The sequence below is a fragment of the Priestia sp. TRM10 genome, assembly GCF_057808375.1.
Map to the genome: position 1 here is coordinate 509,345 of NZ_JBJZOT010000002.1, position 25,941 is coordinate 535,285.

Consider the following 25,941-nt stretch of genomic DNA (forward strand, 5'->3'; position numbering starts at 1 on the left):
ATACACATTAAAACGAAGTTCGAATACGCTAGGTACTAATACAAATAATACTTAAGCTTAGAATGAGGGATAATATGATACAAATATTGGGGATGCCTTTTCAACAAACTGACATGTGGCCGTCTGGTAGTATTGAAAGTGTGATCGTTCGACGAATGAATGCAGACCAAATCGTTTATTCGTATCAATCCATTGATGAATTATTGTTTGAACTCAAGTTGCGAAAAAATATCATAGCAAGTGCAAGAGCTATGAATCAAGGTCATGCAGAGTTTGAAATCTTTGAAAACTCTCGCTGTAATCCTCAGTACTGGAATTTAACGCGTTCTGGCGGATTCCAACTGAAGCGTAGTGTAAGGCCATCTGATGCAATTCAAGACATTTACAAGAACAGTTCACTATATGCTTTTGAATGTGCTACGGCAAAAGTGATTATCTATTACCATGCCGTTCTAAACAGTATTGGTGAACATTTATTTAATCGATTGTTCCGCCCTCTCTATTTATACAGCTGGCATTTTGATCCTGATCTTGGAATACACGCTATTAAGACGAGGAATTTCTTACCTGGGGATATTGTCTATTTTAATAATCCGGATTTTGATCCAGAAGCCTCTTGGTGGAGAGGTGAAAATGCCGTTGTTCTCGAAGATGACACTTATTTTGGTCATGGGGTAGGAATTGGAACTGCTGAACAAATCATTGACGCTCTGAATCAAAAAAGAAAGCCAGAAGGTAATCAATCAGCCTATCTGACAAATTCAGTCGCAAGACCATCTTTTAAACATCTAGCGAACATTTCGATGCTACCTCAAGGTTATCGGGATTATAAAGTTCAATATATTAAAGTACATCATAACGAAATTTCGATTTCATGTGATCGACATCTATTCTATTTAAATGAAGTATACAACAGGATAACGTATTCAAACCCATTTTCATAATGAAAATGGGTTTAGTAATTTTAGAAATCAAATCATTTATGAAAACTCGTAAACTGAGGGCTTATAAAATGGATCTTCAGGTACATATAATCATTCAAAGTGGATAGTCCAAGAGAGCAGGTTACCTGCCCTTATTCCGCTAACATGACAGTTCAGCAGAACGACCTTTTTGTTAAGAGCATAAGAAAAGAACACCGTAATTCCTTTCGCACTTAAAAAATTCAAGTGTGAAAAAAAATCAGTATTCTCTCTTTATAAACAATGTTAAGATTTTCTTTACAAGTAATCCTGTAAACACCCCTGGGATTACAAATAACATCGGTAAAAAAATAGGTCCCAACAGTAACCCGAAAATTTTAATTTTAGTAGAAAACATCAAACCTACAGTCACAAAATATGCAGAAAAAACAAATGGCAAAAATAAAAGAGTCGAATTTTCTCTCTCTTCATCCGCGTCTTTTACAGCATCCCACATCGAAAAAAAATATAAACATGGGTAAAACATAAGCCACTGGAAATCAATTACTTCAATAGAATGATGAATATTTCCAACAAAGCTTGAAATTATTGCAGTGTTAAAGTTGGATTGAATATTAACAAAAAGCTCTAAGAAGATAAACAAAATCCCTTTAACATATTGACAATTTAAAAGTTGTCCAAAACCGGGGAAAGCAATAGACCATAACAATCTTTCAAACATAGCCTTATTCACATTTTTAGCATCCTACTTTCTTTTATCAAAATAATAAATAAAGAAGTTATTTCAACTAAATACTTTAGCTTTGATTTTCTCCTGAAGATTTTGAAAGTCCTTTTCTGTCAGGAGCTGTATACGGTTCCTCAAACCAACCATGTTCAATCATTATATTTAAGCCATCATTATTAAATTTTCCAATTAGTGAAATTAACTTTATAAACTCAGCTGCTAAGTCATGCCTTAACATTTGAGAAAGCGCAGCACCAAAGTTTTGTATAGCTATATTTCCTGCTAATGACGCATGGTACATCATAAGTTTATCTGAAAAAGGAGAAGTAGTGGAATCTGTTATATGGGCATCCATTAGCTTAGGAGCAGGGAGATCCTGATTCATTAGATGGTCAGAAAAGTTCTTTATTTGATTGCCTGATAATTCAGCTCCTTTTTGAAAATATTTTCTGATTTTATTCGAGGATGCAACCTGACTAAAACCTAACATTAATGATTTACCAAGAATATTAGTATTAATATTATATTGTAAATGCTTGATCTTATTAGCTGTAAGTGGTCGATCTCTACCTGTAATAATGGATATAAAGCTTTTCTTCTCTACAAAATCAACTTTTTTAGCATAAGGAATAGTTGGGAAACCTAAATAAAGAATCGCCCATATAATTACTAAACAAATTAGCCAATTCAGCTGAAGTTAACTGTTTATTTTGTTGATGTTCTTCTATTTCCTTTTCAGTCAATGAATCTTTATCCATTTTCCCCCTCCATTCGTCTATATTCATATTATCTGTATAATAAAGGGAAAATATTTAAAGAAATGAAAGAAGATAGAAAAAACGGTTATCAAAATTTATTACAATTAGCATTAATTTTGATAGGGAGAAGCACTCTTTTCATTGGGTATTTGTCACAAAATGAAACGTCTCTCATACTATACGTTAGATTAAATATTAGGCGAAGTGGAGATGGGAGTACGTGTCAACGTCTTATATGGATTATACAAATGCTAATGTTCAATATTTCTCTGATGTAAACAAGAATAGATTAAATACTAGAGATCCTAAAAATTTTATTAATCGATTAGGTCGGGATGTTTTAAATACGCTTGGAAACGTTTCGTTACTTGATATTTATTTAAGTGAAGATCGAGTTGTAGAGCCACATTACCATCAAAATGCGGCTGAACTCGTTTATTGTATTTCAGGGGCTGCTGTTGTTTCTTTAATCAATCCGTTTAACAATAAAGTAATTAACATTTCAATCCGTCCTGGGCAAGTTGCCAATATTCCTCAAGGGTGGTGGCATTGGGAAGTTGCTTCCGAAAACAATACTCACTTACTAGCTATTTTTGATGCTCCGTATCCAGAGTATATTTTTGGGTCAGATATTCTTACAAAAACACCGATAGAAGTTCTTGCTCATACGTATTGTTTGGATGCTGAAAAATTAAAAGAAACGTTGGCTCCTTTGAAAAACGAAACAATTGTAATCGGACCGACTAATGAGTGCGTCTCAAATAAATCTAAAAAGAAAAGCAAACATGACCGCTTTACCTATCCATCTATCCCAAGTTACCATCAGCCGATGCAAGTACACCATTGGTATCCTTACTACTATTAGTAAAGAGCAAACCTTTGTTGCTTAAGTTTCGATGTGAAAATCTTTTCTCAATTTAAAGCTTTATAGAAGCCTTACACTATAAAGCTGCATTGCTTTTAGCATTCCTTTTATCTCTAAAATTTCATTTGTAATTAAATGACGCAGTCGCTATTCATAATAATCACTGTGATAATCAGGAATATGACCCAAAAGCTCACCAATCACTCGTGCCGAGGGAAGGAAATCTCTGTTCTGTTGTTCTTTATGTAAAGAGAGGCATGTATTAAGAATATAATGATCATAATAGTAATCTACAATACTATGTATGCGATTGTTTTCCTATATTCTTAATACTTCTTCTGTTTGAGAGAGCGTTCTCCATTCCTTCTCAAGCTGACCTCGTTTTTGTGATGAAAGAAAAGTTACCCCCTCTTCACTTCTATACATTTCTTCCAATTTTTCATGTTTAATTGTCCTGTACCATTGATTATGTGCTATATAAGAGGCCTAAAGAAGTATTGCTTCTTTAGGTCTCTTATAAGTTTAGAGTAGTTTAATCCCTGCCCCCTTTTTTTCTATCATAAGCTTTTTTCCAAAAAGCTAAATAAATGCTGATTCAATCAACTTTATAACTTCTTGTTTTGTCTCGCTCAAGTATTCATTTGTCCTGGTTGAAATAAGGGTCCCTATAAGCAAATTTGGTTGAAATTCATTGACATTAAAAACGATATGATCTTGTTTTAGAGACGTTCCTTTAGGAATAATTCCTATTGAATCTTCGAACAGCATGTCGGGAATGAGATGAAGGGCACTGCAATTATAGACTCGTTTGAATGCTAGATTGTTCTCTGCCAAGAAGGCACGAACAGATTGAGTGTAATAACAGCTGTTTTCTCCCATTAGGACAGGGTAATCGACAATATCCGAAATTCTAACATTCTCCCTTTTCAAAATCGGATGTTTAGAAGAGTTAACAATGAACTGAACTTCTTCTTTCCATAGAGGATTAAATGTTACGTTAGACATGGTTTGATTATAGCCACAGACCGCAAAATCAATTTTATTTTGATTTAATAGCTGTGATAAAAGAGCGGTGTTTCCTACTACAAAATGACAGTGAATATATGGTTTCTTTTTGTTTAAATAGGCTAATATTAACGATACTAGCTTTGTAGAAAGCGATTCTACAATGCCAATTTTTATTGTTCCTTTTTCTTCATTGCTAATCCGCTGTGCTTGAGAAATAGAATAGTCCCAATGAGCTAATAAGCTTTCTACTTCTTCTGCAAATAAAATCCCTTCATTTGTTAACCGTGCATCCCATCCTCGTTCAAATAATAAAAAACCAAGTTCATTCTCCAATTTTTTGATATGGGTTGTTACAGTAGATTGTGCATAGTTCAATTTTTGAGCGGCACGTGAAAATGTTCCTTCTTCTACAATTTTTTTAAACGTATGTAATTCTTTTATTTCCATTTGCTCTCCTCTTCATCGGTTTTTTTGATAATTATTTAATATATTTTCAATTATACAAATAGAAAAGAGCGCAGTAAAATAAATTCATACCGAAAGGAAGTGTTCAGATGCCATTTATTCATGTTTATCATCCAAAGTCACAGTGGGAAGAAAAAGAACTGCAGAAAGTGAGTGAGGAAATCCACAAATCTTTAATCACCCATTTTAACATTCCAGCAGAAGATTATTTTCAGCTCTTTTCTCCTTATGCGTTAGGGCAATTTTATTATCATTCTAATTATCTTTTAGAACATGAGGCAAAGAGAACAGCTAGAATGATACTTGTTTCAATTACTTGTGCTCCAGGAAGAACTGCCAAGCAGAAAACAAGCTTATACCAAGCTATTGCTGATGCTTTTAATGAACATTTAAATATTCCTATTGAAAATATTTTTATCATCCTAAATGAAACACATCGTGAAAATTGGTCGTTTGGTCAAGGAAAAGCACAGATGATTTCTATTAAGGAGGAAAAAGAAAAATGAATCACCCTATTGAATCCAAAACGTCAAAAGAGATGAAAGAACTAGCCCCTATTTTTGTCGCTTACGGAGAAAAAATATTATTTGAAGAAGTATGACAAGATTCGACATTAACATCAAAAGAAAGAAGCTTAGTGACACTTGCCGCTCTCATTAGCATGGGTAATACAGAACAGCTACCATTTCATCTTCAATTAGCTGAAAAACATAGGATAAATGAAAAAGAAATTATTGCTTTAGTTACACATATCGCTTTTTATTCAGGATGGCCTAAGGCAGCTGGTGCTTTAAATATTCTATTAAATAAAAAGAAAAAACCTCTAGAGTCATAACTCTAGAGGTTTTCATTTTCATTGTATTCTTCTATTCCAAATTACTATGTTGCTGAAATGCATCACTATGGCTAACTTGATTCAACTGTCCATATTCTAAACAAATCGTATCAAACACAACATGGGCACATTGATCAAAAAGTGAGCCTAATGGTTGAATGGATGGTGCTTCATTTTCATTTCGATATTTAGTTGCCGCAGGAATATGAACAACCTCTGTTGCATGTTCACTTAAAGATGAAGCAGGATTTGTTGTAACTGCAATAACAGAGCAACCTAATTGTTTTGATTTTTGTGCGACAGTAACAACTTGCTGTGTCTTGCCTGAACCAGACACGGCTATTAATAAATCATTTTTAGTAATAGACGGCGTGATTGTCTCGCCTACAACAAAAACGGTTGCTCCTAAGTGCATAAGTCTCATTGCAAAGGATTTTGCCATTAGCCCTGAACGCCCTTCACCAATGACGAAAATACGCTTTGACTTATGAAGGGAAAAAGCAATATCATCAAGATGTTGTTGGTCGATTTTATTAATGACTTCTTCTATCTCTTTTAGAACATTGTTTAATTTTCTCATTTTACTACCCCTTTATCTTCTATTTTATTTTTAAATGCTGCCGCTGCTTTTTCAATATCTTTTGCTTTTGTAATAGAGGATCCGATAATGATAACATCTGGCGTTAATAAGGAGAGAGATGACATTGTTTCTAGATTCACGCCTCCTGCAACAGCGACTTTGGACCCTTCAAAAAAAGGCGCTCGCAAGTTTGTATAAGAGGGAGTTGACTTCCCTCCTATTTCTTGTTCATCTTTACTTAAATGATGACAAAAAACGGCTTTGTTATAGATTGCTAGTTTTTGCTGCGTTTCCTGTGCTGTATTCAACAAATCAATCATCATCATTTTGTCCCACTTTTGTGTAACGTCATAGCACGTATGGAGTGTTGCTTGAGGTGAAACACCCATTACGGTCGCAATGTCCGCTCCTGCTTGATAACATATCTCAAATTCATATTTTGCATTATCAATTGTTTTAATATCAGCGACAACGGACTTGTGTGGAAAAGCGTTTTTGATTTCATAAATACTTTCCATTCCAAATTCTTTAATAAGAGAAGTTCCTACTTCAATCCAATCAATGAATGCTTCTGCCTTTTTAGCAATGTTTATTGCTTCTTGAATTGTTAAGCGATCTAAAGCTAGCTGTATTTTCATATTAAACTCCCCTTATCTCCTGTTTGGTAAACCGGTTTAGTAATAGTATAAAACAAATGTAAGCGCTTCTCAATCCTTAAAATAAAAAAGTGAGCCTTTATAACTCACTTTTTTGTTTAATGAGGCTTTGGACCCGTTGTTTCGCGAATTATTAGCGTGCATTGATACTCATTTTGTTCACTTGGTGTTGGCTCTTTTTGAATTTGACGAATGAGTAAGCTTGCTGCTTTTTTTCCCATTTCAAAGGCTGGATGTGAAACAGTTGTAACAGAAGGTGTAGATACCTCTGCATGCGGAATATTATCATACACAATTAATGATAAATCGTTTGGAATCGATAACTTCTTACGTTTAATATATTTTTGCACTTCAATAAAAACTAAGTCATTTCCAGCAAGCAAAGCTGTTGGAGGTTCAGAATAAGAAAAAAGCTCGTCTAACTTCTCTTGCATGCACGTTTTTTCACAGTTAATAATAAATTTTTCATCTACAGCAACATCTCGTTCTCGTAAAGCTTGTTTATACCCTTCTACACGTTCGATACGCGGAGAAATTGTAAGAGGTTCTGTTATAATCGCTATTTTCTCATGACCAAGATCTAATAAATGAGAAATAGCTTCGCAAGTTGCTTCACGGTTATTAACAAAAATAGATGGAACTTTCCCTGTGAGTTCCTCTACTTTTCGGTCCATCACAACAATGGGGTATTCTTCTCTTACCATTTGTTCATAGAGCTCGGTGTTTTCCCCTGTTGGAAATAAAACAAGTCCATCCACTTGTTTAGCTTTTAACATTTCAATATATTTCTTCTCTTTTTCCGGGTTATCATCTGCATTGCAAATGATGGCATGAATATCATACTTATGACAGTAATCTTCAATCGCACGAATCACTTCAGTCGAAAGATGATGCATAATATTTGCAATAATAATACCAATCATGGATGTACGTTTTTGCTTTAAACTTCGCGCTAAATAGTTTGGCTGATAACCTAAGGTCTCAATTGCTTGTTGAATTCTTTTTTTCGTGTCTTCTCCCATATATTGATATCTTTTATTAATATATTGAGATACTGTACTCTTGGATACATTTGCTGCTTTTGCAACGTCAAGCATCGTTACTTTCTGCATATCATCCGTCCTTTTTCTATTTCTATACTATGGTTGGTGTTGTCTATTAATAGTTTAAACAAAACGAACAGAAAAAGAAAAGCTTTCAGCACCGGAAATTCACGAGGCTTTCCAACTTTTCTTTCTCCTTAAAAGAACAATCAGAGGAATTCCCCTCTGATTGAATGATTTAAGCCATTTTTTCAACGTGTTTTACAGCTTCTTTCTTGCCTGGCTTTTTTGTTGCAACAATCGTCAGGATGGCTGCAAGGAATAAAGAACCAGCCATAAATACATAAGAAGCACCGAATCCACCTGTTAATCCGTTCAAATATCCAACAATGTAAGAGCCAAGAAAAGAACCGAGTGCTCCCATACTATTGATTAAGGCCATTGCTCCTCCTGCTACATTTCGAGGTAGAATTTCAGGAATAATCGCAAAGAACGGCCCGTATGGTGCATACATTGTTCCCCCTGCAATAACTAGCAATGTAAATGAAAGCCAAAAGTTACTCGTCCCAATAAGGTATGATCCAGCAAAAGCAAGCGCTCCAACTAATAAGAATGGCCATACAAAAGCACTCCTGTTTAGAAACTTATCAGAAAGATATGAAACTGCTAACATTAATACAACAGCTAAAACGTATGGAATAGCAGAAAGCCAGCCTGTTTTCACTATGTCCATGTTTGGTGCTGCTTTAATAATGGACGGTAACCACATTACAAATCCGTATACTCCAATGCTCCATAGGGCATATTGAATACTTAATAAAATAACAGTTCGATTTTTAAAAGCTTCCTTATAATCTTTAACGGGTTTGATGCCTCTTTGTTCTTTTTCTAACTCTTCTTGTAGATCTCTCTTTTCTTCAGATGATAACCATTTTGCATCTTTTGGTTCATCATTTACTAGCTTCCACCATAGAAATGCCCAAATAACAGCAGGAAAGCCTTCTAAAATAAACATCCATCTCCAACCAAAGGATTCTAATAGATAACCAGATACAATTGACATCCACAAAACAGTAGCAGGATTCCCTAAAATCAGAAACGTGTTTGCACGGGAACGTTCAGCTTTTGTAAACCAGTGGCTTAAGAAAACAAGCATCGCTGGCATAACAGCGCTTTCAACAACGCCTAGCGCAAAACGAATTACAAATAAGAAGCCAATATGACTAACTAAACCTGTTGCAGTGGCAAGTCCTCCCCATAAAATAAGTGACCAGAAAATGAGTTTTTTTGCACTTTTCTTTTCAGCATAGTGTGCGCCAGGAATTTGGAAGAAGAAGTATCCTAGGAAAAATAAGGAACCGAGCAAGGACGAAATCGCTGGTGTAATATGCAAATCTTCTGCTAATCCAGAAGCAGCTCCAAACCCATAATTCGCTCTATCTAAGTATGCTAAACTATACGTAATAAATACGACTGGAATTAATCGTAGCCATCTTTGTTTTGCAAGCTGTTTTTTCATCTTTACTTCACTCCTTGTGCATGAGATTGTAAATAAGATTGTAGTTCTTTCTCTGTTGGGTATCCATCGTTATCTCCTGTTGTACCAACAGCAAGTGCCCCAATTGCATTTCCTCTTCGGATGGAATCCGAAATTGATTTTCCTTTTACTAACCCACTAAGCAAGCCGCATGCAAAGCCATCTCCTGCTCCAACCGTATCAACAACGTGTGGAACTTCAAATCCTGCAACAGTTCCTTCTTCGTAAGAAGTTTTAAAATATGCCCCTTGTTCACCTAGTTTAATTACAACTACTTCAACCCCGCTATCTAAATAGTATGACGCAATATCTTCGGGCTGTTTGTATCCTGTAAGCAGCTCTCCTTCATGAATGCCAGGTAAAACATAGTTTGCTTGTTTAGCTGTTTCATTTGTCACTTTAATCATTTCCTCCTGAGATGACCAAAGCGATGGGCGTAAGTTGGGATCAAAAGAAACCGTTTTTTGCGCTTTTTTCATAAAGCTTAAAGCATATTGAGCAAATTCACGCGTTTCTTGAGAAAGTGCAAGCGGAATTCCTGTCATATGCAAATGAGCTGCTGAGTTAAAATACGTGTGATGAAAATCGCCTATATTTAAATGACTCGCAGCCGAGTTCTTTCGGAAATAAAAAACATCTGGATCTCCTTCTGTTACTTTTGATTTCATTTGGAAGCCTGTTGAATGATGTTCATCATATAATACTCCATCAATATTAACATTCTCTTTTTGAAGTCTATTCATAATAAATGTTCCAAATGGATCACGTCCGACTTTGCTTACCCACGCTGATTGAACATCTAAGCGAGCCAACCCAATCGCAACATTTGTTTCTGCTCCTGCTAACTCTTTTGTAAATGCATTAATCTCATGCAACGGTCCTTGTTCATTTGCCATAAACATGGCCATTGCTTCTCCGAATGTAATCACATCTAACTTTTTCATACGAGTTCCTCACTTTCGGTTACTGAGTTAATATGTTTTGCTAGTGAATCAATGTGGTGAATGGACTCAATAGGAAATTCCAGAGCTTTTACTGTTGGCTGTGGAAACGCTAACAAAATATCTTTCCACTTTTCGTATAAATCATCTAAAATTGACACAGTGACTAACTTCCCGTTTAAGGAGTACACGTGCTTTAAATGAATGTACTGAACATAAGAGCCTAATTTTTTAATAGCTTCTAAGAGAGATTGATTGGTATAGAACCAGTTCCCACTATCAAACGTCATAGCTACTTTCACACTAGATTTAGAAGCCTCTTCAAAGAATTTTTGCAATCGCTTAATATTACCTCCATAAGAAGTTTGATCGTTTTCAACAAACAGTTGAAGATCCGGATAATCATTTAAAAAGTGCCGCAACTCCTCTAAGCTTGATTTCCCTTTTTGATAAAAACCTAGCGAAACTTTAATCCACTGTGCGTGAAGCTCTTCCCCTTCTTCAAAAATCATTCTTAGTTCGTGTTGATTTAAAAAACCATCTTCTAACCATAATTGAATTGGTGCAGAGTACACAATAAATAAGGAAGTTTCTTCAAGCCTTTTTTTAGTCTGAATCCTATCGTTCTCTTTGTCTCTAAATAATTCTCGTCTAATTTCAACCCCGTACACGCCCTTTTCGTATAACGGTTTAATAAATGAATGTTGACCGTTTTCTTCAAGCTCATTTTGTGGAAATGCGTTTAAAGGAATAATTAATTTTTCCATAGATATGCTCCTTACATTATACAATACTCTTTAGAAAACCGGTTTAGTAAAACGGTTTAGTTAGATTATAAAACTTTTGTAAGCGCTTTTCAATAGGTTTTTAAGAAAAGTTTGATATTGATGAATTCCCCTATTTCTATCCTCTTTTTTAAACTAACCGCACTCTCTTATTTCAAACAAGAGACTTATAAAATGATAGATACTAAAAAGAGCGCGAAGTCCTTCAAAAAAGGTTTTCGCGCTCTTTTTATTTTAATGAACACTTATAAAGAAATAGCACCTGTTATTAAGGCAACAATAATCATAACTGTACACGTTCCTAAAGCCCACTTTATTATAAATTTTTGATGATCTCCAAAATCAACCTTTGCCATTCCGACTAGTAGATGAGTAGAAGCAATTAAAGGACTCATGGCGTGTATTGGTTGCCCGAGGATGGAAGCTCGCGCAATTTCAACTGAATCTATCCCATAAGCTTCTGCGGTTTGTGCAATAATCGGGACTACGCCAAAATAATATGGGTCATTTGCCATTACGTAAGTGAGCGGAAGACTCGTAATTGCTGTAATAAGAGCAAAATAGCCTCCTAACTCTTCTGGAATAACGGAAATCAAACTGTTGGCCATCTCATCTACCATATGTGTTCCTGAAAGAATTCCAGTGAACACACCAGAAGCAAAGATTAAAGCGACAACGATTACAACGCTGTCTGCATGAGCACCTAGTACTTTCTTTTGAATATCTAGATTAGGATAATTAATTAATAAAGCTAAAGAAAAAGCGATTACAAACAACACTGGTAAAGGAAGTATCCCTAAAACTAATGCTACAATTAGCCCAATCGTTAATAGTGCATTGAACCATGTAAGATGAGGTCGTCTTAAGTTCGACTCTAGCGCTGCCGCTTGTTGATGCTGAGATAAGTCTCTAGATAAATCTATATTCATGACGCCTAGTCGTTTTCGTTCTTTTTTACCAAGAATATAGGCTGTGAATAATACCCATACAATACCTCCTAGCATAACAGGAACGAGAGGAAGAAACACGTCGTTTACATCAAGCTTTAATGCACTTGCAGCTCTAGCCGTTGGCCCTCCCCATGGAAGCATATTCATGACGCCAAACGACATCATGGATACACAGGTTAGAATAAGAGGGTTCATTCCTAAACGATGATATAGTGGTAACAATGCAGAAACTGTAATAATGTAGGTTGTAGTTCCGTCACCGTCTAAGGCAACAAGACCTGCAAGAATCGCCGTTCCAAATACAACTTTTAAAGGATCTCCTTTAACAATAGATAAAATCTTAGAAATGAGTGGATCAAACAAACCGGCTTCAATCATAATCCCAAAATACAGAACGGCAAACATTAGCATAATCCCTGTAGGGGCAACGCTGCTTAACCCTTCTAATATCATTGGTCCTAAATCTTTAGCAAACCCTCCAATAAGCGCAAAAACTAATGGAACAACGATTAGTGCAAGTAAAGCTGACATTTTCCTTGTTACAATTAAAAAGATAAAGCAGGCCATCATTGTAAATCCCAATAAAGAAATCATCTTATCCCCCCTATTTGAATACGCTTACAAAAAGAATCACTATAAATCTCAAAAGTCTTTTTATAACAATAGTGAGAATAAGAATTCAAGACGAATCTTTATTCTTGAATTCTTATTTCACTTTTCGTCCTTTTAACTAAGATGCTACTCTAACATTGTCTTTTAAACTATTATTGAATCATTTTTTAGTGAGATGTCTGCGTTTATTTATCATTTGACGTAAGACGGTTTGCATAATTCCACCGTTATGATAATAATCAACGTCTACCGCATTATCCAAACGTACGATCACATTAAATTCAAAAGAAGTATAATCTTGACGAATAGCTTTAACTTTTATTTTTTGCTTTGGTTGAATCTTGTTGCATAGCCCTATTGTTTCAAATGTCTCATCACCAACAATCCCAAGTGTTGACGCATCCTCTCCTTCTATAAACTGAAGAGGAAGCACTCCCATTCCAACTAAGTTGCTGCGATGAATTCTTTCAAAGCTTTGTGCTATTACAGCTTTTATCCCTAGTAGATATGTTCCTTTTGCTGCCCAGTCACGAGAGCTTCCTGTTCCGTATTCTTTACCAGCAATAACCACAAGAGGCGTTTTATCTTCTCTGTATGCTATAGCTGCATCGTAAATAGACATAATCTCTCCTGTTGGTAAATACTTGGTTATCCCTCCTTCATAACCTGGCACCATTCTATTGCGTATGCGAATATTGGCTAAAGCACCTCGAATCATAACTTCATGATTCCCCCTTCGCGAAGGATAAGAGTTAAAATCTTTTGGACTGACTCCTTGCTGTTGGAGATATATTCCTGCCGGGCTATTAGACTTTATGGCTCCTGATGGAGAAAGATGGTCAGTTGTGACAGAATCACCAAGTAAAGCAAGAGAACGGGCCCCTTTAATATCTTCAATGTTTCTAAGTTGCTCAGGTACATCTTTTAAAAACGGCGGTTCTTGAATATAGGTAGAAGATGATTCCCATTCATATAAATCTCCTTCTGGGATATGGATTGAATTCCAGCTTTCATTCGCTGTATATATATCTTGGTAACGTTTACGAAAAAGCTCGGGCCGAACTGCATTTCCCATCCATTCTTGCACTTCTTCGGAAGATGGCCAAATATCTTTTAAGTAAACAGGCTCTTTGTTTTGATCATAGCCAATTGGATCACTAGTCATATTAATATCCACTGTCCCTGCTAGAGCATAAGCAACAACAAGTGGAGGAGATGCTAAGTAATTAGCCTGAATTTGAGGATGTACACGGCCTTCAAAATTTCGATTTCCTGATAAAATGCCTGCTACAGCTAAATTGTGATCACTAATAGCTTTACTTACTTCATCAGAAAGCGGACCTGAGTTTCCAATACAGGTTGCACATCCGTATCCCGCAATATGAAAGCCTAGCTCCTCCAAATAGCTTAGCAATCCAGACTCTCTTAAATAATCTGTCACGACACGTGAACCAGGTGTTAACGAACTTTTTACATAAGGAGCTTTATGAAGACCTTTTTCGATTGCTTTTTTGGCAACTAATCCCGCTGTAATAAGAACGTTTGGATTTGAGGTATTTGTACAACTTGTAATTGCAGCAAGAACAACAGAACCATTTTTAATAATGGACTCTTCTCCATTCTCATGCTTTACGACCACTTCTTTTGCTAAATCGCTCTCACTAAGACCATATCCGCCCTTTTCAACCTTTTCACGCATTACATTATGGTATTGTTTTTTCATCTGAGTTAATTCGATTCGATCTTGCGGCCGTTTTGGGCCAGCAAGACATGAAACAACAGTAGATAGATCAAGCTCAATTAAATCTGAATAAATCGCTTCAGGACTATTTTCATCTAAAAACATTCCTTGAGCTTTGTAATACGCTTCCACAAGCTTTATTTGTTCCTCACTACGCCCAATGAGTTTTAAGTAGTTTAGTGTTTCTTGATCTACAGGAAAGAAACCCATTGTTGCCCCATACTCAGGTGCCATATTGGCTATCGTTGCTCGGTCTGCAGTGCTCATCTTCCCTACACCAGGACCGAAAAATTCAATAAACTTACCAACAACACCCTTTTTCCGCAGCAAATTTGTTACTGTTAATGCTAGGTCTGTTGCTGTTGTTCCTTCAGGAAGAGACCCTGTTAGTTTAAACCCAACAACTTCAGGAATAACAAAATATAAAGGTTGCCCTAGCATTGCTGCTTCTGCTTCAATTCCCCCTACTCCCCAAGCTACTACTCCTAGTCCATTAATCATTGTTGTATGAGAATCTGTTCCAACAAGAGAATCAGGATAAATTTCAATATCGCCGTCCCTTTCTTTTGTAACTGCAACTGATGATAAATATTCCATATTAATTTGATGCATAATACCTGTTGCGGGTGGAACGACTAGAAGGTTGTTAAAAGAGTTTTGAGCCCACTTGAAAAAGCGAAATCGCTCCTTGTTACGTTCAAAATTAATCTTTTCATTTAATTCCATTGCATCAGGTCTTCCGAAGTAGTCCACTGTTACAGAATGATCGACTACAAGATCAACAGGAATTAATGGATTGACTTTTGAAACATCTTCCCCAATCCGTTTTACCGTCTCTCTCATTGCAGCTAAATCAACAATGGCAGGAAGACCTGTTGTGTCATGCAGAAGAATACGTGAAGGTTTAAAAGGAACTTCTTGGTTGGAATCACGTTCAACAGCCCAATTGGCTAACCTTTCCACATGCTCTTTCGTAATATTAATTCCGTCGTATTCCCTTAGGACAGATTCGAGCAGTACTTTTATTGAATAAGGCAACCGAGAGATGTTTCCTATCCCCTTTTCCTCTAATGAATTTATTTTGTAATAGCTATAAACTTTTTTACCTACTTTAAGAGTGGAGTGTGTCTTAAAAACATCTCTTTTCTCATCCATACTTTTCAACCCCTTAGGTCTTTCTCTATTTTCCATAAGTTTATTGTATTGTAAATAATGAAGTCATAAAAATATCAATATTTCATAGTTATGTATGCAACTTTTTCATGACAAAGGTTTGGCCTTCTTCTTTTTTAACGGGGCTTTGTGTGCTATTGTTCTAATAAGCTATCCCTAAAATAGCTGCCATAAGGACCGTTAAGCAAAGGAGGAACATCGCGTGGATAATCGTGATTGGCTTATTTTACATACGTTATTTCATGAGAAAAACATCACAAAGACGGGAAAAATTCTGTATATTGCTCAACCAACGTTAACAAAGCGTTTAAAACAAATTGAAACGGAGTTAGGAGTGAAAATTGTTGACAGAGGGATAAAAGGAGTTCAGTTTACGCCTCAAGGAGAATACATTGCAAAACGCGCTGAAGAAGTGCTTCATATCTTTCGTGAGATAAAGGAAGATATTGACAACTTTAATCATAGTGTTTCAGGGACGTTAAGATTAGGTGTATCAAACTTTATTAGCAAATACAAACTTCCCATTCTATTAAAGCTGTTTAAGAAGCAATACCCTGACGTCGAGTTTCAAGTAGACACAGGTTACAGCAAGGATATTTTTAATTTAGTTTACACTCAATCTTCACATATTGGGTTTATTCGCGGAGAATACAGCTGGCCAGATCAAAAGCACTTATTATTTGAAGAAGAGTTATGTATAGCATCTAAACATCCCATTCAACTTGACGAGCTTCCTCATTTACCGAGGATTGACTACCGAACAGATCAGCTATACAAACAGTTAGTGGAAAATTGGTGGACAGAACACTATTCCGAGCCACCGTACATTGCGATGTCTGTTGACCAAGGAGATACATGCAAGGAGATGGTGTTAAACGGATTAGGTTATGCCATTATGCCCTCCCTCTTCCTGCGTGACGTAGAGGATATTCATAAAATTCATCTAAAAGATAAAGAAGGAAAAAAGATAACTCAAAAGACGTGGATGTTTTATTATAACGAATCAACAGAGTTAAACGTCGTCAGAGCCTTTGTGGATTTTATAAAGGAATTAGATGTCTATCACCTTTAATCCCATTAAAAAATAATAAAAGGGACAAGCTAAAGATCAGTCATTCAGTCGTTGTTGAATACAACTCTCTTTCTGTACTAGTCCGTCCCTTTTTTTAATATCTTTCATTTTCACCCTTTCTTTTACTTTGAAAGAAAGTGATCTAGATATTTTATAACTTCTTCCCTATCCCCAGAAACCTTCTCTTCTCTTTTTATATCTAATGCTAATTTATCTAAAGATTTATCAAGAACTTCTTGTTCCATTGCTTGGGGAACTACTACGACCCCATCCCTATCACCAATAATAAAATCACCAGGAGAAATGGTAGCCCCTCCACAAGAAATAGGCACATTTAATTCACCATTCCCTGCTTTTCCACTCGCTGCTACTGTTGTTCCTTTACAAAAAACCGGAAAGTCTAGTCTTTTAATTCCTTCAAGATCACGGATAACTCCATCGACAACAATTCCTTTAATTCCTAATGTTTTGGCCATGCCTACTATAAAGTCACCGGCAATCGCCCGATATGTATCCCCTTTTGCATCAACAACTAATACATCTCCTGGTTTAGCTTCTCTAATTGCTCGCAAAAAAATAAGATTGTCGCCTACAGGCATTTTAACGGTAAACGCTCTTCCCGCAACTTTATACTTATCTTGTAATGGCTTGATCGATGAATCTAAATTATTAAGACCTTCCATAGCATCAGAAATACAGGTAGTTGGAACCTCTTGAAATTTATTCTCTATATCCATCTGTTATCTCTCCTCTTTCCTCAATAAATACGTTATCTTTGTGAAAACTAAATGTTCTATCAAATATCTTTTTCTAGCTATATTTCTTTATATTCAGGTTAAGAGATGTTGAATTTATTTTAACTTAGAATTGTATAGTGAAAAAATCGAAACAATTCATACCTAGATATGAATTTTAGGAATGCTAGTTTACTTTTAATGTTGGACACGAACGCTATAATGACAGCTGTCAAACGTGAAAATATCGTTAACTAAACCATCGCATCGAGTAAATGCAGTAGTTAAAGTTTGAAATGTGAACAAGAAAAGGATCCTCCATACTTTGGACCCTTTCATTAAACGATTATAAGTCTGTTCTTGTTAGATCATCGGGTTGAAGATAACACTTAAACAGGTATTTTGATTTTAGGTGGGGAAGATCAGCTTTATTTAAAGCGGAAAAATGGGAAAATGACGTTTAAAAGATTCTCATGTAAGAATTGAAAATTAATATAAGGGCAACATAATAATTATTAATTGAACACAGACTTAGACAAAAAAGATATCGAGGATTATTCCGAATAAATAAAGAGTTGAAAATTTCCTTGTTCTAATCTGTGATTTTCTAGAAGGTATTGAGGTGTTGAAATGTGGACACTCCTAATTGCGATTTTTCCCCAATGAAACAGCAATTGGCAGAAGGAATACAGCAAATTACGAATGAACTTCAATATAGTTTAGGTGTACTCGACAATGAAAGCTATTGTCTTTTAGGGAAACTAGAGGGTATTAAAGAAAAGTTTATTAATATTGAATCTGTCGCTGCTTCTTTTTACTTAAACTGCTATTTAGCAGCTTTTACAGACAAATATGCGGAGCTGTCTCTTTGTGTTCAGCGACTATCCGACCGACGTCATGGTGCATTAATCGTTGTAGAACGTCGTGATACCCTTGACTCTTTCATCCAAAAAGGAACCGATGTAGGAGCCACTTTAACTCCTGCATTGTTAGAAGCTATCTTTTACCCTGGGAACCCTCTCCATGATGGTGCTGTACTAATCCGTTCTAACCAAATCGTTTCAGCAGCAAATGTTCTTCCTCTTACAGCTACCGTTATAAGTGGAAAAAAACTAGGTACCCGCCATCGTGCTGCACTAGGCTTAACAGAGCAAAGTGACGCGCTTGTCCTTGTTGTATCTGAAGAGACAGGAAGAGTTTCCTTTGCGCTTAACGGAAAACTCTATCCTATTATTACGACTGCCTCGTTATAAAAAAGAAGGATTATCGTAACAATATAAATCTCCCCTTTAACATCATGTACTTCACAAAAATCAAGAAGGCACAAATCATTTGAACAATAAGAGATTTGTGCCTTCTATTTTTATGTACATTGTTGATATATAAGAAAGTGAATTTCTCTAATTTTTATTGAGCATAAAAATCATACTTTTTGATTAATAAAAACCGCTTCTTCTCCTTTTCCTTTTCAAATTTATATTAAGGTTATTAAAAAAATGTTCTCCCCCTTAATGAAATATATATTTCGTGTTATAATTCAAAAAGAAATATTTATTTAAATAAAAGGTGGAGATTATTTTGATGACAGGTCAGGAAAATGGATTGTTATCCGAAAACACTCAAACATCAGCAACTCTATTTAAAAAAGCATGTAAAGTAATTCCTGGAGGAGTGACAGCGAATATTAAATATTTTAATCCTCATCCACTAATGATGGAAAAAGGAAAAGGAAGTAAACTCTTTGATGTAGATGGAAATGAATATATTGATTACTTATTATGCTATGGTGCTCTTATTTTAGGCCATGGTCATCCTAAAATATTTGAAGCTGTAACAAAGCAAATGATGGAATCTGGTACAACTATCTTCGGTACACCACACAAAATGGAAACAACAATGGCCGAAAAATTAATTGAATTATATCCTGGTATTGAAATGGTTCGCTATACAAACTCAGGCTTAGAAGCAACACTTTTAGCTATTCGTACGGCTGTTGCCTACACAGGTAAACAGAAAATCGCAAAATTTGAAGGGCACTACCATGGTGGATATGATCAAGTGCTTATAAGTGTTAATCCCGATATGGATAGAGCTGGAGAAGCATCAGCTCCTAAAGCAGTAGGAGAATCAAGAGGATTACCAGATTACTATCTTCAAAACACAGTTATTCTCCCCTTTAATGATTTAGAAGCAACAGAGAAGATTCTAAGAGATCATGCACATGAATTAGCAGGTGTTATTCTAGAACCAATTCAAGGTGGTTTTATCCCTGCTAATCAAGATTTTATGACAGGTCTTCGCAAAATTACAGAAGAGCTGAACATTGTATTAATCTTCGACGAAGTAAAAACTGGATTTAGATTATCACTTGGTGGTGCACAAGAAATTTACGGAATCAAACCAGATATTACAGCTTTAGGAAAAGTTCTTGGTGGTGGTTTCCCTATAGGAGCTATTGGTGGGAAGAAAGAGATGATGATGATTAGTTCTGCCAGAGATGGTCGCGATATTTTAACAGCAGGTGCAGAAAACATTGATAAACAAGATCCTCTATATCATAGTGGAACATACAATGGTCACCCAACTATACTCGCAGCAGGATTAGCAACGATTAATGTACTAGAACGAGAAGGTACAATGAACAAATTATTTGCAAGAACTCAATTATTAAGAAAACAGTTAGAGGAAGTCTATAAATCTTATGGATTAACGATGCAAACACTTGGCATGGGGAGTATTTTTAATATTATCCTTGGTGAAGGAAATATAAAAAATTATCGTGATATGAGTCAATCTAATACAAAATTACGAAAACAAATTGATTATGAATTGTTGAAGTTAGGTGTTTATACAAAACCACTTAATCGCTACTCCATGTCGGTGGTGCATACTGAAGAAGATATACATCGTACAGTAGCAGCACATGATGAAGCCATTAAACGTGTTTTAAATAAATAAGCGCTCTTCATTAAAAAAGGAAAAGGAGAGCTATAACAGGTGTTTATCCTTACACTTCTTTATAGCTCTATTTTCTATTCAATGAGTACAATAGTCTCTTTTTTTATTAATAACTATTGAATTAAGTAAATAAATTGTTACCAACATGGTTTAGAAAAACTTAAAGGATATATACTATAAGATAATCCTAAAATATGACTTCCCTTTAAAATAAGGGAAGAATTAGCTCCTGAGGATAACATTTTAAAATCTCTAATTCACATTATTCCTTATACAGGTTTGCTACGCATTTAGAATGATATACAATCTATATAAGATGATTTTTTAAATTTATAGTCACAACTATATCCTTCAAACTAAAGTTTTAATATATTTAATAACGTTCATAAAATAAGGAGATTATCTAAACATATGGAAAATATATATATACATATCGCAGAGCAGATGCCTAGTATGAGTAAGGCAAATATGAAAATAGCTAAATATATTTTAGAAAACTCTAATACAGTTCCTTTTTTAACCGCGGATAAATTAGCAAAAATCACAAAAGTTAGCCATGCCACTGTTGTACGGTTTGCTACTTTTTTAGGTTGTTCTGGTTATCCAGAGTTACAACAATATATGCAAAATTCTGCGCAACAACAGTTAACAACAACCGATAGATTAAAAATTTCTAAAGAGGTTTACAATGCTGAAGACCAAGGAATATATGATATCTTTTTAGATGATATTTCAAACATAAAATCAACTTTTGAGAAATTGGACGTTGGTATGTTTAAGCAAGCAGTAGACAGGCTTATCCAGGCTAAAAGAGTGTATATTGTAGCAAATCGAAGTGCTACATCCTTAGGCGTATTTTTACAATACTACTTTCAATTTCTCTTAGATAAAGTGGAGCTGATACACTCGATAGAAACAATGTCAGAGCGTTTGTATGATTTGAATAAGGATGATGTAGTTATTGGCATTAGCTTTGCGAGATATACGAAAAGCACAATACAAGTTCTAGAGTACGCAAAAGAAAGAGAAGCTTCTACTATAGCAATAACAGATAATCTTTTATCACCTCTTATCCCATACGCAGACATGCCATTAACAGCATCAAGTCAGATGCCTACTTTTATCGATTCATTTGTGGCACCCCTTAGTTTGATAAATGCTCTTATTATATCAGTAGGGAGAGAAAGAGAAGAAAAGTTCCAAAATAAATTAGAATCTCTAGAAGAAATATGGGAGAAATTCGATATTTTCTATAAAAAATAATCTTTAAAGATCTTACAATTACATAGTGAATAAGACAAAGCAGCTTCATTAAGTATTCAATAAACCTTAGAAGATGGTACTGTATTTAAAGAAACGATACGTTAAAGGTTAAATAAAACAGGATGTTGAGTTTCTCAACATCCTGTTTTATTTACAAGATTTCATACCTGTAGTCGTTTAAGTGTTGCAATGGCTTCATTTACTTACTTATTAGTGCTGTGCTGTTTATTAGGTAATTTACGATTTGCATGGGCCTTTCCTTGATGCTTTTCGTTCTGCTCCGCCTTAGCCTGTTTTTCATGTAATTTTTCTACAAACTCATGTGTGTCATCCATAAGAAACCCTCCTTATCTAGAACTCATTGTTACTTTATCCTCAGTCAAAGAATTCATACATGTAATTAATTGGTCGACTAATTAGTCTGAGATCATTTAAGAAACAGAAGCAAAGCAATTTGGAAAAGATCATAAAAAATTAGTGGCGAATTCTGAAACAGAAGAAGTTAGCGAATAATACTTTTTTGTGTATTATGTAAGATGACAGTATTAAACTAACACCTCACTTAGAAACACAACGGCGTTCCGTATCATAAATTAAAATAGGTGAAGATGAATAAGTAAATGTTTTATAGCAATTCCCTATTTTAGACAAAGATATAAGCACTATTGGTTTATAATTATAGTCGTGTTAATGGGGTATGTTATAAGTGAACTTATAGTAGATACACCCAATTATATTTCTGGAATCATCTGCGTTATGAGTGGTTTAGTGATAGGCGAAACGTTTATGTATATGAAATGGTCTCGACAAAAATAACAAAACTGATATATAAAATCATTTTGTTTATACAGCAAGAAAAAGAGCAAACTAGTTGTCACTAAACAAGTCTGCTCTTATTTCACTTCTGATAATGCGTGTTATGTTAACTAAAAACTATGTATTATAAAGCAGAACCGAACTTTCCTTAGGTGAGAGCTCGGTTCTTAAAGATATTACTATTTACCAGAAAGAATAAACCAACAATAAGAGTGGTTAAAAGTCATAGTTTTATTAAGAACTATTTACCTTTTTTCATTTGTTCTAAGATATAAAAGATATTTTCAGCTTGTTCCGTATTATCCATTAACCCGGAGAACATTTCTTTTCCAGGACCGTATCCATAAACATCTACTTCCTCACCGGTATGGCCAGTAGTAGTCCATCCTGTGTAGGAACGCTTGTTGAAGATGTCCTCAATAGCATTATCAATCTTTACTTCATCCTTGGTTTGAGCAGCTTTCTTAACCGCCTCAATTTCCTCTGGTTTTAACTTTAGTTTAATGTTTTGTTTTAAAGTCTTTTCTACGTCTGCACCATTTATAATCTGCTTAGCCATAAAGTCAGGCGTCTTTTTCGCTGCTTTAATTGGTGCTGTTGACCAATTATAGATTCCCTCGCCGTTTTCATCATTAGATCCTAATGATAATCCACCTGTTGAATGGTCAGCTGTGGCAATCACTAGAGTATGCTTGTCCTTTTTCGCAAAGTCCATGGCTGCCTTAAATGACTTTTCAAAATCGTCCATTTCGCTCATAGCAGCGACCACATCATTATCATGGCCCGCCCAGTCAATTTGACTTCCTTCTACCATCAAAAAGAACCCATTCTCATTTTGATTTAAGCGTTTGATAGCAGATTTCGTCATTTCTTCGGCTGAAGGGATGTTAGAACTGCGATCAATGGCTTTATCAAGACCGCCATCAGCAAATAGACCTAAAACTTGTTCATCTTTATTTTTTAATAACTCTTTTTTATTCGTTACATATCCATAACCGTCTTTCTTAAATTCTTTCGTTAGGTCTCGATTATCCCGAATAAAGTGTTTCTTTCCTCCACCAAGTAAAACATCTATTTTGTGTTCACCGTTAATCATTTCGTCATAATAATCATTCGCAATCTCATCCATGTTATCGCGGTGGTGATCATGTGCACCGAACGATGCTGGAGTTGCATGGGTGATTTCTGATGTGGCAACTAATCCTGTTGACATGCCATTTTCTTTGGCTTGCTCTAAGACCGTTTTAATTTCTGATTTATCATTATCTACCGCAATAGCATTGTTATAGGTCTTCTCTCCACCTGACATAGCTGTTGCAGCAGCAGCAGAGTCTGTAATATTTTCTTTATCATCCTCTGGATAGGTAGTTTGTACTCCAATAAAATGTTCGTCAAATAGGGTAAGTTCACGTTGTGGTGTTTTAAGGTTATCTTTCATATATCGGTGAGCTGTCATATAAGAAGTTCCCATTCCATCTCCAATCAAAAAGATGACGTTTTTAATATCTGGGTTTTCTTTCTTAATTTGTTCTACAGCTTCAGCATGCATAGCGTTTTGAGTTTGTTTTTTGGTTTGTACTTGAGTCTGTTGTTCGGCTTCTACTTTATCAGAGCTATTATAAGCTGTTACTCCAATTAGACTACCTAGTGCAATTGTAGTTACTGTAGCAAATGGCACAAATTTTTTCGTGAAAACTTTCTTAAACACAACAAATCTCCCCTTTTCCTTCTAAGATGTATACCATCAATAGTTCAAAGGTAAAGGAGAAATATAAAGTTAGTATAAATAGGATGTTAAGATATTGTTAAGTACTGCTAGTAGATTATTCATTACACTTGGCGTGATAATCATTTACCATACTTATCTACAAATTATCCGCTTATCACCATTAAGATTAGTCTTAAACTTCTGGCGTTGGAGTTGGCTCTGCATAACCACTTTTATAGATCTCATCAATCGATTGACGGATTTCTTTAATAGATTTACCTGCTTTTAAGTCAGAAACGGATTGAGCAGCAATCTCTAGACAAACCCCACATTTTGTTCCGTGGTCATCCCATACTACCTTTCCATCTATTTTATTTTCATGGACGAAGCAATCATAGTTATTTTTATGCCCAGCTGATTCTCCACAGCCACAATAACATGGAATTTGCTCTAACAGTTCTTTACTTTGAGCAGCATCGGCATAAATAACTTTCATATCATCCGGCTTATCTTTTAGAAAATTAGGTAGTACGCTGTTACCTGCTGTCTCCTCTCTAATATCCCCACTAGCACTTTCTGAATGCTGTGCATGTTCATTTTTTGTTTGACTTGTTTTTTCTTCGTTACTCTTTTCTTCACTTGTACTGGAACAAGCTACAGAAACTATACTGAGGAGTACCATTATGACTACCAATAAAGCTTTTTGACGCAATTAAAACACCCTTTCCTTCTATATATTAGTAACCTAATTTTATAGTAATTAAGGGACGCTTAATCTACAAGGTATATCTGTTCATATTCATATTTTTGAAACAACTACGGGTTCGTCTTTCTTAATGGTTATGAAATAGGGATAGGGAATACTGATAAATGTAGATAATGAGTACTCCTAATCCTATTAAGAGCCATACATGTAGACGCCTGAAGTGAGTTGTGGCCTTTGCCTATTATCTCATGAAAGATAACAAAGGAAAGAGTTCCAATGGCTCCTCCAGTTGATAAAGCTTGTAGTTGCAGTGAGGAAGCTTGTACGCTTTCTCCAATCCATAAGCTGCCACCTAAGGTTAGGGATAAGAGGACTATAATTAACAGAAAGAATAATTGAGGTATTTTTGCTATGGATAGGACCGTCATGATTGCCATGCCTTCTGGGACCTGATGTAAAACTGTAGCTATGAGTACAGAGGTTGATTGGTGTATATCTGTTATACCAAATGTAAGGCCTGTAATAATATTATGAAAGAATATAGCGACTGTTAATAAGATAAGTGATTGTAAGGGTGAAACCTCAATGTTCTGTCTATGTAAAAAGATATCCACACATAGCATCACCATATATCCTACAACAATCCCTAATAAAACGCCTTTTAAGTCATATACATGCCAAGTAGACGGAAGGATGTCAAAGAATAATAACCCTAATAAAATCCCTCCACATATTGCGTACATGAATTGAATTTTCCCCTGAACAATATGACTGACTAATTTAAGAAGGCCTCCACCTATTAATAACCCTAACAAGGAACCTAAAGTGAATAACATATTCATTTCTATATGCATAGCTTTCACTTCCTTCCAATTATATTGTCATTTGAAATTAATCTATTCGAGGGAACCATAACCATACCTATTTTTACCAATTACGTGGCACGATAACTCAACTAAGCTGCGTAAAATCTATAGTGAAGTATTTAATATGGAACGTTAAAAGAATATAAGAAGTTATTCCATTATAGGGCGCTTTAATTAAATAAGAATCATAGAAATGATCGAACTTTATTCTAAATCAAC

At 35.3% G+C, this 25,941-nt stretch carries 25 protein-coding genes and 1 pseudogene; 8 read left to right on the forward strand and 18 right to left on the reverse strand.

What is annotated here, in order from left to right; genetic code table 11:
- Positions 1 to 74 precede the first annotated feature (74 nt).
- Entirely contained in the window at positions 75 to 944 is an 870-nt protein-coding gene (locus ACK3CR_RS02595) for a protein-glutamine gamma-glutamyltransferase (protein ID WP_430238420.1), read from the forward strand.
- Positions 945 to 1,182: 238 nt separating this feature from the next.
- Here ACK3CR_RS02595 and ACK3CR_RS02600 read toward each other — a convergent pair whose 3' ends face one another.
- The 3 genes from ACK3CR_RS02600 to ACK3CR_RS02610 all read right to left on the reverse strand — a co-directional run bounded on the left by ACK3CR_RS02600 (position 1,183) and on the right by ACK3CR_RS02610 (position 2,408).
- Positions 1,183 to 1,656: a hypothetical protein gene (locus tag ACK3CR_RS02600; protein ID WP_243520354.1), complete on the reverse strand. Its 474-nt coding sequence runs from the start codon at positions 1,654 to 1,656 to the stop codon at positions 1,183 to 1,185.
- 64 nt (positions 1,657 to 1,720) lie between these two features.
- The gene (locus ACK3CR_RS02605; RefSeq protein ID WP_488974804.1) at positions 1,721 to 2,329 is read right to left on the reverse strand and encodes a DUF3231 family protein; all 609 of its coding nucleotides are present in this window, start codon (positions 2,327 to 2,329) and stop codon (positions 1,721 to 1,723) included.
- Positions 2,268 to 2,408 carry a hypothetical protein gene (locus ACK3CR_RS02610; RefSeq protein WP_488974700.1) on the reverse strand — a complete coding sequence of 47 codons (141 nt, stop codon included), beginning with the start codon at positions 2,406 to 2,408 and terminating at the stop codon, positions 2,268 to 2,270. Before ACK3CR_RS02610 ends, ACK3CR_RS02605 begins: the two co-directional genes overlap by 62 nt.
- 220 nt (positions 2,409 to 2,628) lie before the next feature.
- Between ACK3CR_RS02610 and ACK3CR_RS02615 the strand changes: the two genes are divergently transcribed.
- Positions 2,629 to 3,273, forward strand: a complete 645-nt coding sequence (locus ACK3CR_RS02615; protein ID WP_488974701.1) for a cupin domain-containing protein — start codon at positions 2,629 to 2,631, stop codon at positions 3,271 to 3,273.
- A gap of 147 nt (positions 3,274 to 3,420) precedes the next feature.
- Here ACK3CR_RS02615 and ACK3CR_RS02620 read toward each other — a convergent pair whose 3' ends face one another.
- Both ACK3CR_RS02620 and ACK3CR_RS02625 read right to left on the reverse strand, forming a co-directional pair.
- Positions 3,421 to 3,579, reverse strand: coding sequence for a DUF3658 domain-containing protein (locus ACK3CR_RS02620; protein WP_419182629.1), 159 nt, complete (start codon positions 3,577 to 3,579; stop codon positions 3,421 to 3,423).
- A 273-nt stretch (positions 3,580 to 3,852) separates the two neighbouring features.
- Positions 3,853 to 4,728 (reverse strand): LysR family transcriptional regulator, encoded by an 876-nt coding sequence (locus tag ACK3CR_RS02625; protein WP_488974702.1) that lies wholly within the window; start codon positions 4,726 to 4,728, stop codon positions 3,853 to 3,855.
- 107 nt (positions 4,729 to 4,835) lie between these two features.
- Here ACK3CR_RS02625 and ACK3CR_RS02630 point away from each other — a divergent pair, with 107 nt between their 5' ends.
- Positions 4,836 to 5,252 carry a tautomerase family protein gene (locus tag ACK3CR_RS02630; RefSeq protein ID WP_243520347.1) on the forward strand — a complete coding sequence of 139 codons (417 nt, stop codon included), beginning with the start codon at positions 4,836 to 4,838 and terminating at the stop codon, positions 5,250 to 5,252.
- Positions 5,249 to 5,581: pseudogene (locus tag ACK3CR_RS02635) on the forward strand (carboxymuconolactone decarboxylase family protein). Before ACK3CR_RS02630 ends, ACK3CR_RS02635 begins: the two are co-directional and overlap by 4 nt.
- A 31-nt stretch (positions 5,582 to 5,612) precedes the next feature.
- On the opposite strand, the gene hxlB reads toward ACK3CR_RS02635, so the two are convergent.
- The 8 genes from hxlB to acnA all read right to left on the reverse strand — a co-directional run bounded on the left by hxlB (position 5,613) and on the right by acnA (position 15,581).
- Positions 5,613 to 6,161, reverse strand: a complete 549-nt coding sequence (gene hxlB, locus ACK3CR_RS02640; RefSeq protein ID WP_243520343.1) for a 6-phospho-3-hexuloisomerase — start codon at positions 6,159 to 6,161, stop codon at positions 5,613 to 5,615.
- The gene (gene hxlA, locus ACK3CR_RS02645) at positions 6,158 to 6,799 is read right to left on the reverse strand and encodes a 3-hexulose-6-phosphate synthase (RefSeq protein ID WP_328123728.1); all 642 of its coding nucleotides are present in this window, start codon (positions 6,797 to 6,799) and stop codon (positions 6,158 to 6,160) included. The genes hxlB and hxlA overlap by 4 nt, the downstream gene beginning before the upstream one ends.
- Before the next feature lie 116 nt (positions 6,800 to 6,915).
- Positions 6,916 to 7,929: a LacI family DNA-binding transcriptional regulator gene (locus tag ACK3CR_RS02650; RefSeq protein WP_488974703.1), complete on the reverse strand. Its 1,014-nt coding sequence runs from the start codon at positions 7,927 to 7,929 to the stop codon at positions 6,916 to 6,918.
- A 169-nt stretch (positions 7,930 to 8,098) separates the two neighbouring features.
- A complete protein-coding gene (locus tag ACK3CR_RS02655) occupies positions 8,099 to 9,379 on the reverse strand; it encodes an MFS transporter (RefSeq protein WP_243520337.1) in 1,281 nt (426 codons plus the stop codon).
- A 2-nt stretch (positions 9,380 to 9,381) separates the two neighbouring features.
- A complete protein-coding gene (locus tag ACK3CR_RS02660; RefSeq protein WP_488974704.1) occupies positions 9,382 to 10,341 on the reverse strand; it encodes a sugar kinase in 960 nt (319 codons plus the stop codon).
- The gene (locus ACK3CR_RS02665) at positions 10,338 to 11,105 is read right to left on the reverse strand and encodes a sugar phosphate isomerase/epimerase family protein (RefSeq protein WP_488974705.1); all 768 of its coding nucleotides are present in this window, start codon (positions 11,103 to 11,105) and stop codon (positions 10,338 to 10,340) included. The genes ACK3CR_RS02660 and ACK3CR_RS02665 overlap by 4 nt, the downstream gene beginning before the upstream one ends.
- A gap of 263 nt (positions 11,106 to 11,368) precedes the next feature.
- Positions 11,369 to 12,667: a CitMHS family transporter gene (locus tag ACK3CR_RS02670; RefSeq protein ID WP_243520331.1), complete on the reverse strand. Its 1,299-nt coding sequence runs from the start codon at positions 12,665 to 12,667 to the stop codon at positions 11,369 to 11,371.
- A gap of 178 nt (positions 12,668 to 12,845) precedes the next feature.
- Positions 12,846 to 15,581 carry an aconitate hydratase AcnA gene (gene acnA / locus ACK3CR_RS02675; RefSeq protein ID WP_488974706.1) on the reverse strand — a complete coding sequence of 912 codons (2,736 nt, stop codon included), beginning with the start codon at positions 15,579 to 15,581 and terminating at the stop codon, positions 12,846 to 12,848.
- A 220-nt stretch (positions 15,582 to 15,801) separates the two neighbouring features.
- Between acnA and ACK3CR_RS02680 the strand changes: the two genes are divergently transcribed.
- The gene (locus ACK3CR_RS02680; protein ID WP_151586394.1) at positions 15,802 to 16,671 is read left to right on the forward strand and encodes a LysR family transcriptional regulator; all 870 of its coding nucleotides are present in this window, start codon (positions 15,802 to 15,804) and stop codon (positions 16,669 to 16,671) included.
- Between the two features lie 122 nt (positions 16,672 to 16,793).
- Here the strand turns inward: ACK3CR_RS02680 and ACK3CR_RS02685 are convergent, their stop codons facing one another.
- The gene (locus ACK3CR_RS02685; RefSeq protein WP_488974707.1) at positions 16,794 to 17,408 is read right to left on the reverse strand and encodes an RraA family protein; all 615 of its coding nucleotides are present in this window, start codon (positions 17,406 to 17,408) and stop codon (positions 16,794 to 16,796) included.
- A 629-nt stretch (positions 17,409 to 18,037) separates the two neighbouring features.
- On the opposite strand from ACK3CR_RS02685, the gene cdaS reads away from it, so the two are divergent.
- From cdaS to ACK3CR_RS02700, 3 genes are all read left to right on the forward strand, one after another.
- Complete coding sequence (gene cdaS / locus ACK3CR_RS02690; RefSeq protein WP_488974708.1) at positions 18,038 to 18,658, forward strand: sporulation-specific diadenylate cyclase CdaS; 621 nt, start codon at positions 18,038 to 18,040, stop codon at positions 18,656 to 18,658.
- Between the two features lie 328 nt (positions 18,659 to 18,986).
- Positions 18,987 to 20,363, forward strand: a complete 1,377-nt coding sequence (locus ACK3CR_RS02695; protein ID WP_488974805.1) for an aspartate aminotransferase family protein — start codon at positions 18,987 to 18,989, stop codon at positions 20,361 to 20,363.
- Between the two features lie 411 nt (positions 20,364 to 20,774).
- Positions 20,775 to 21,626, forward strand: coding sequence for a MurR/RpiR family transcriptional regulator (locus tag ACK3CR_RS02700; protein WP_243520321.1), 852 nt, complete (start codon positions 20,775 to 20,777; stop codon positions 21,624 to 21,626).
- Positions 21,627 to 21,829: 203 nt separating this feature from the next.
- Here ACK3CR_RS02700 and ACK3CR_RS02705 read toward each other — a convergent pair whose 3' ends face one another.
- From ACK3CR_RS02705 to ACK3CR_RS02720, 4 genes are all read right to left on the reverse strand, one after another.
- Positions 21,830 to 21,961 (reverse strand): DUF4023 domain-containing protein, encoded by a 132-nt coding sequence (locus ACK3CR_RS02705; RefSeq protein WP_243520319.1) that lies wholly within the window; start codon positions 21,959 to 21,961, stop codon positions 21,830 to 21,832.
- 722 nt (positions 21,962 to 22,683) lie between these two features.
- Complete coding sequence (locus tag ACK3CR_RS02710; RefSeq protein WP_488974709.1) at positions 22,684 to 24,150, reverse strand: alkaline phosphatase; 1,467 nt, start codon at positions 24,148 to 24,150, stop codon at positions 22,684 to 22,686.
- 193 nt (positions 24,151 to 24,343) lie between these two features.
- On the reverse strand, positions 24,344 to 24,862 hold the full coding sequence (locus ACK3CR_RS02715; RefSeq protein WP_410915317.1) for a PCYCGC motif-containing (lipo)protein: 519 nt from the start codon (positions 24,860 to 24,862) through the stop codon (positions 24,344 to 24,346).
- 128 nt (positions 24,863 to 24,990) lie between these two features.
- On the reverse strand, positions 24,991 to 25,710 hold the full coding sequence (locus ACK3CR_RS02720; protein WP_488974710.1) for a ZIP family metal transporter: 720 nt from the start codon (positions 25,708 to 25,710) through the stop codon (positions 24,991 to 24,993).
- Between the last annotated feature and the right edge of the window lie 231 nt (positions 25,711 to 25,941).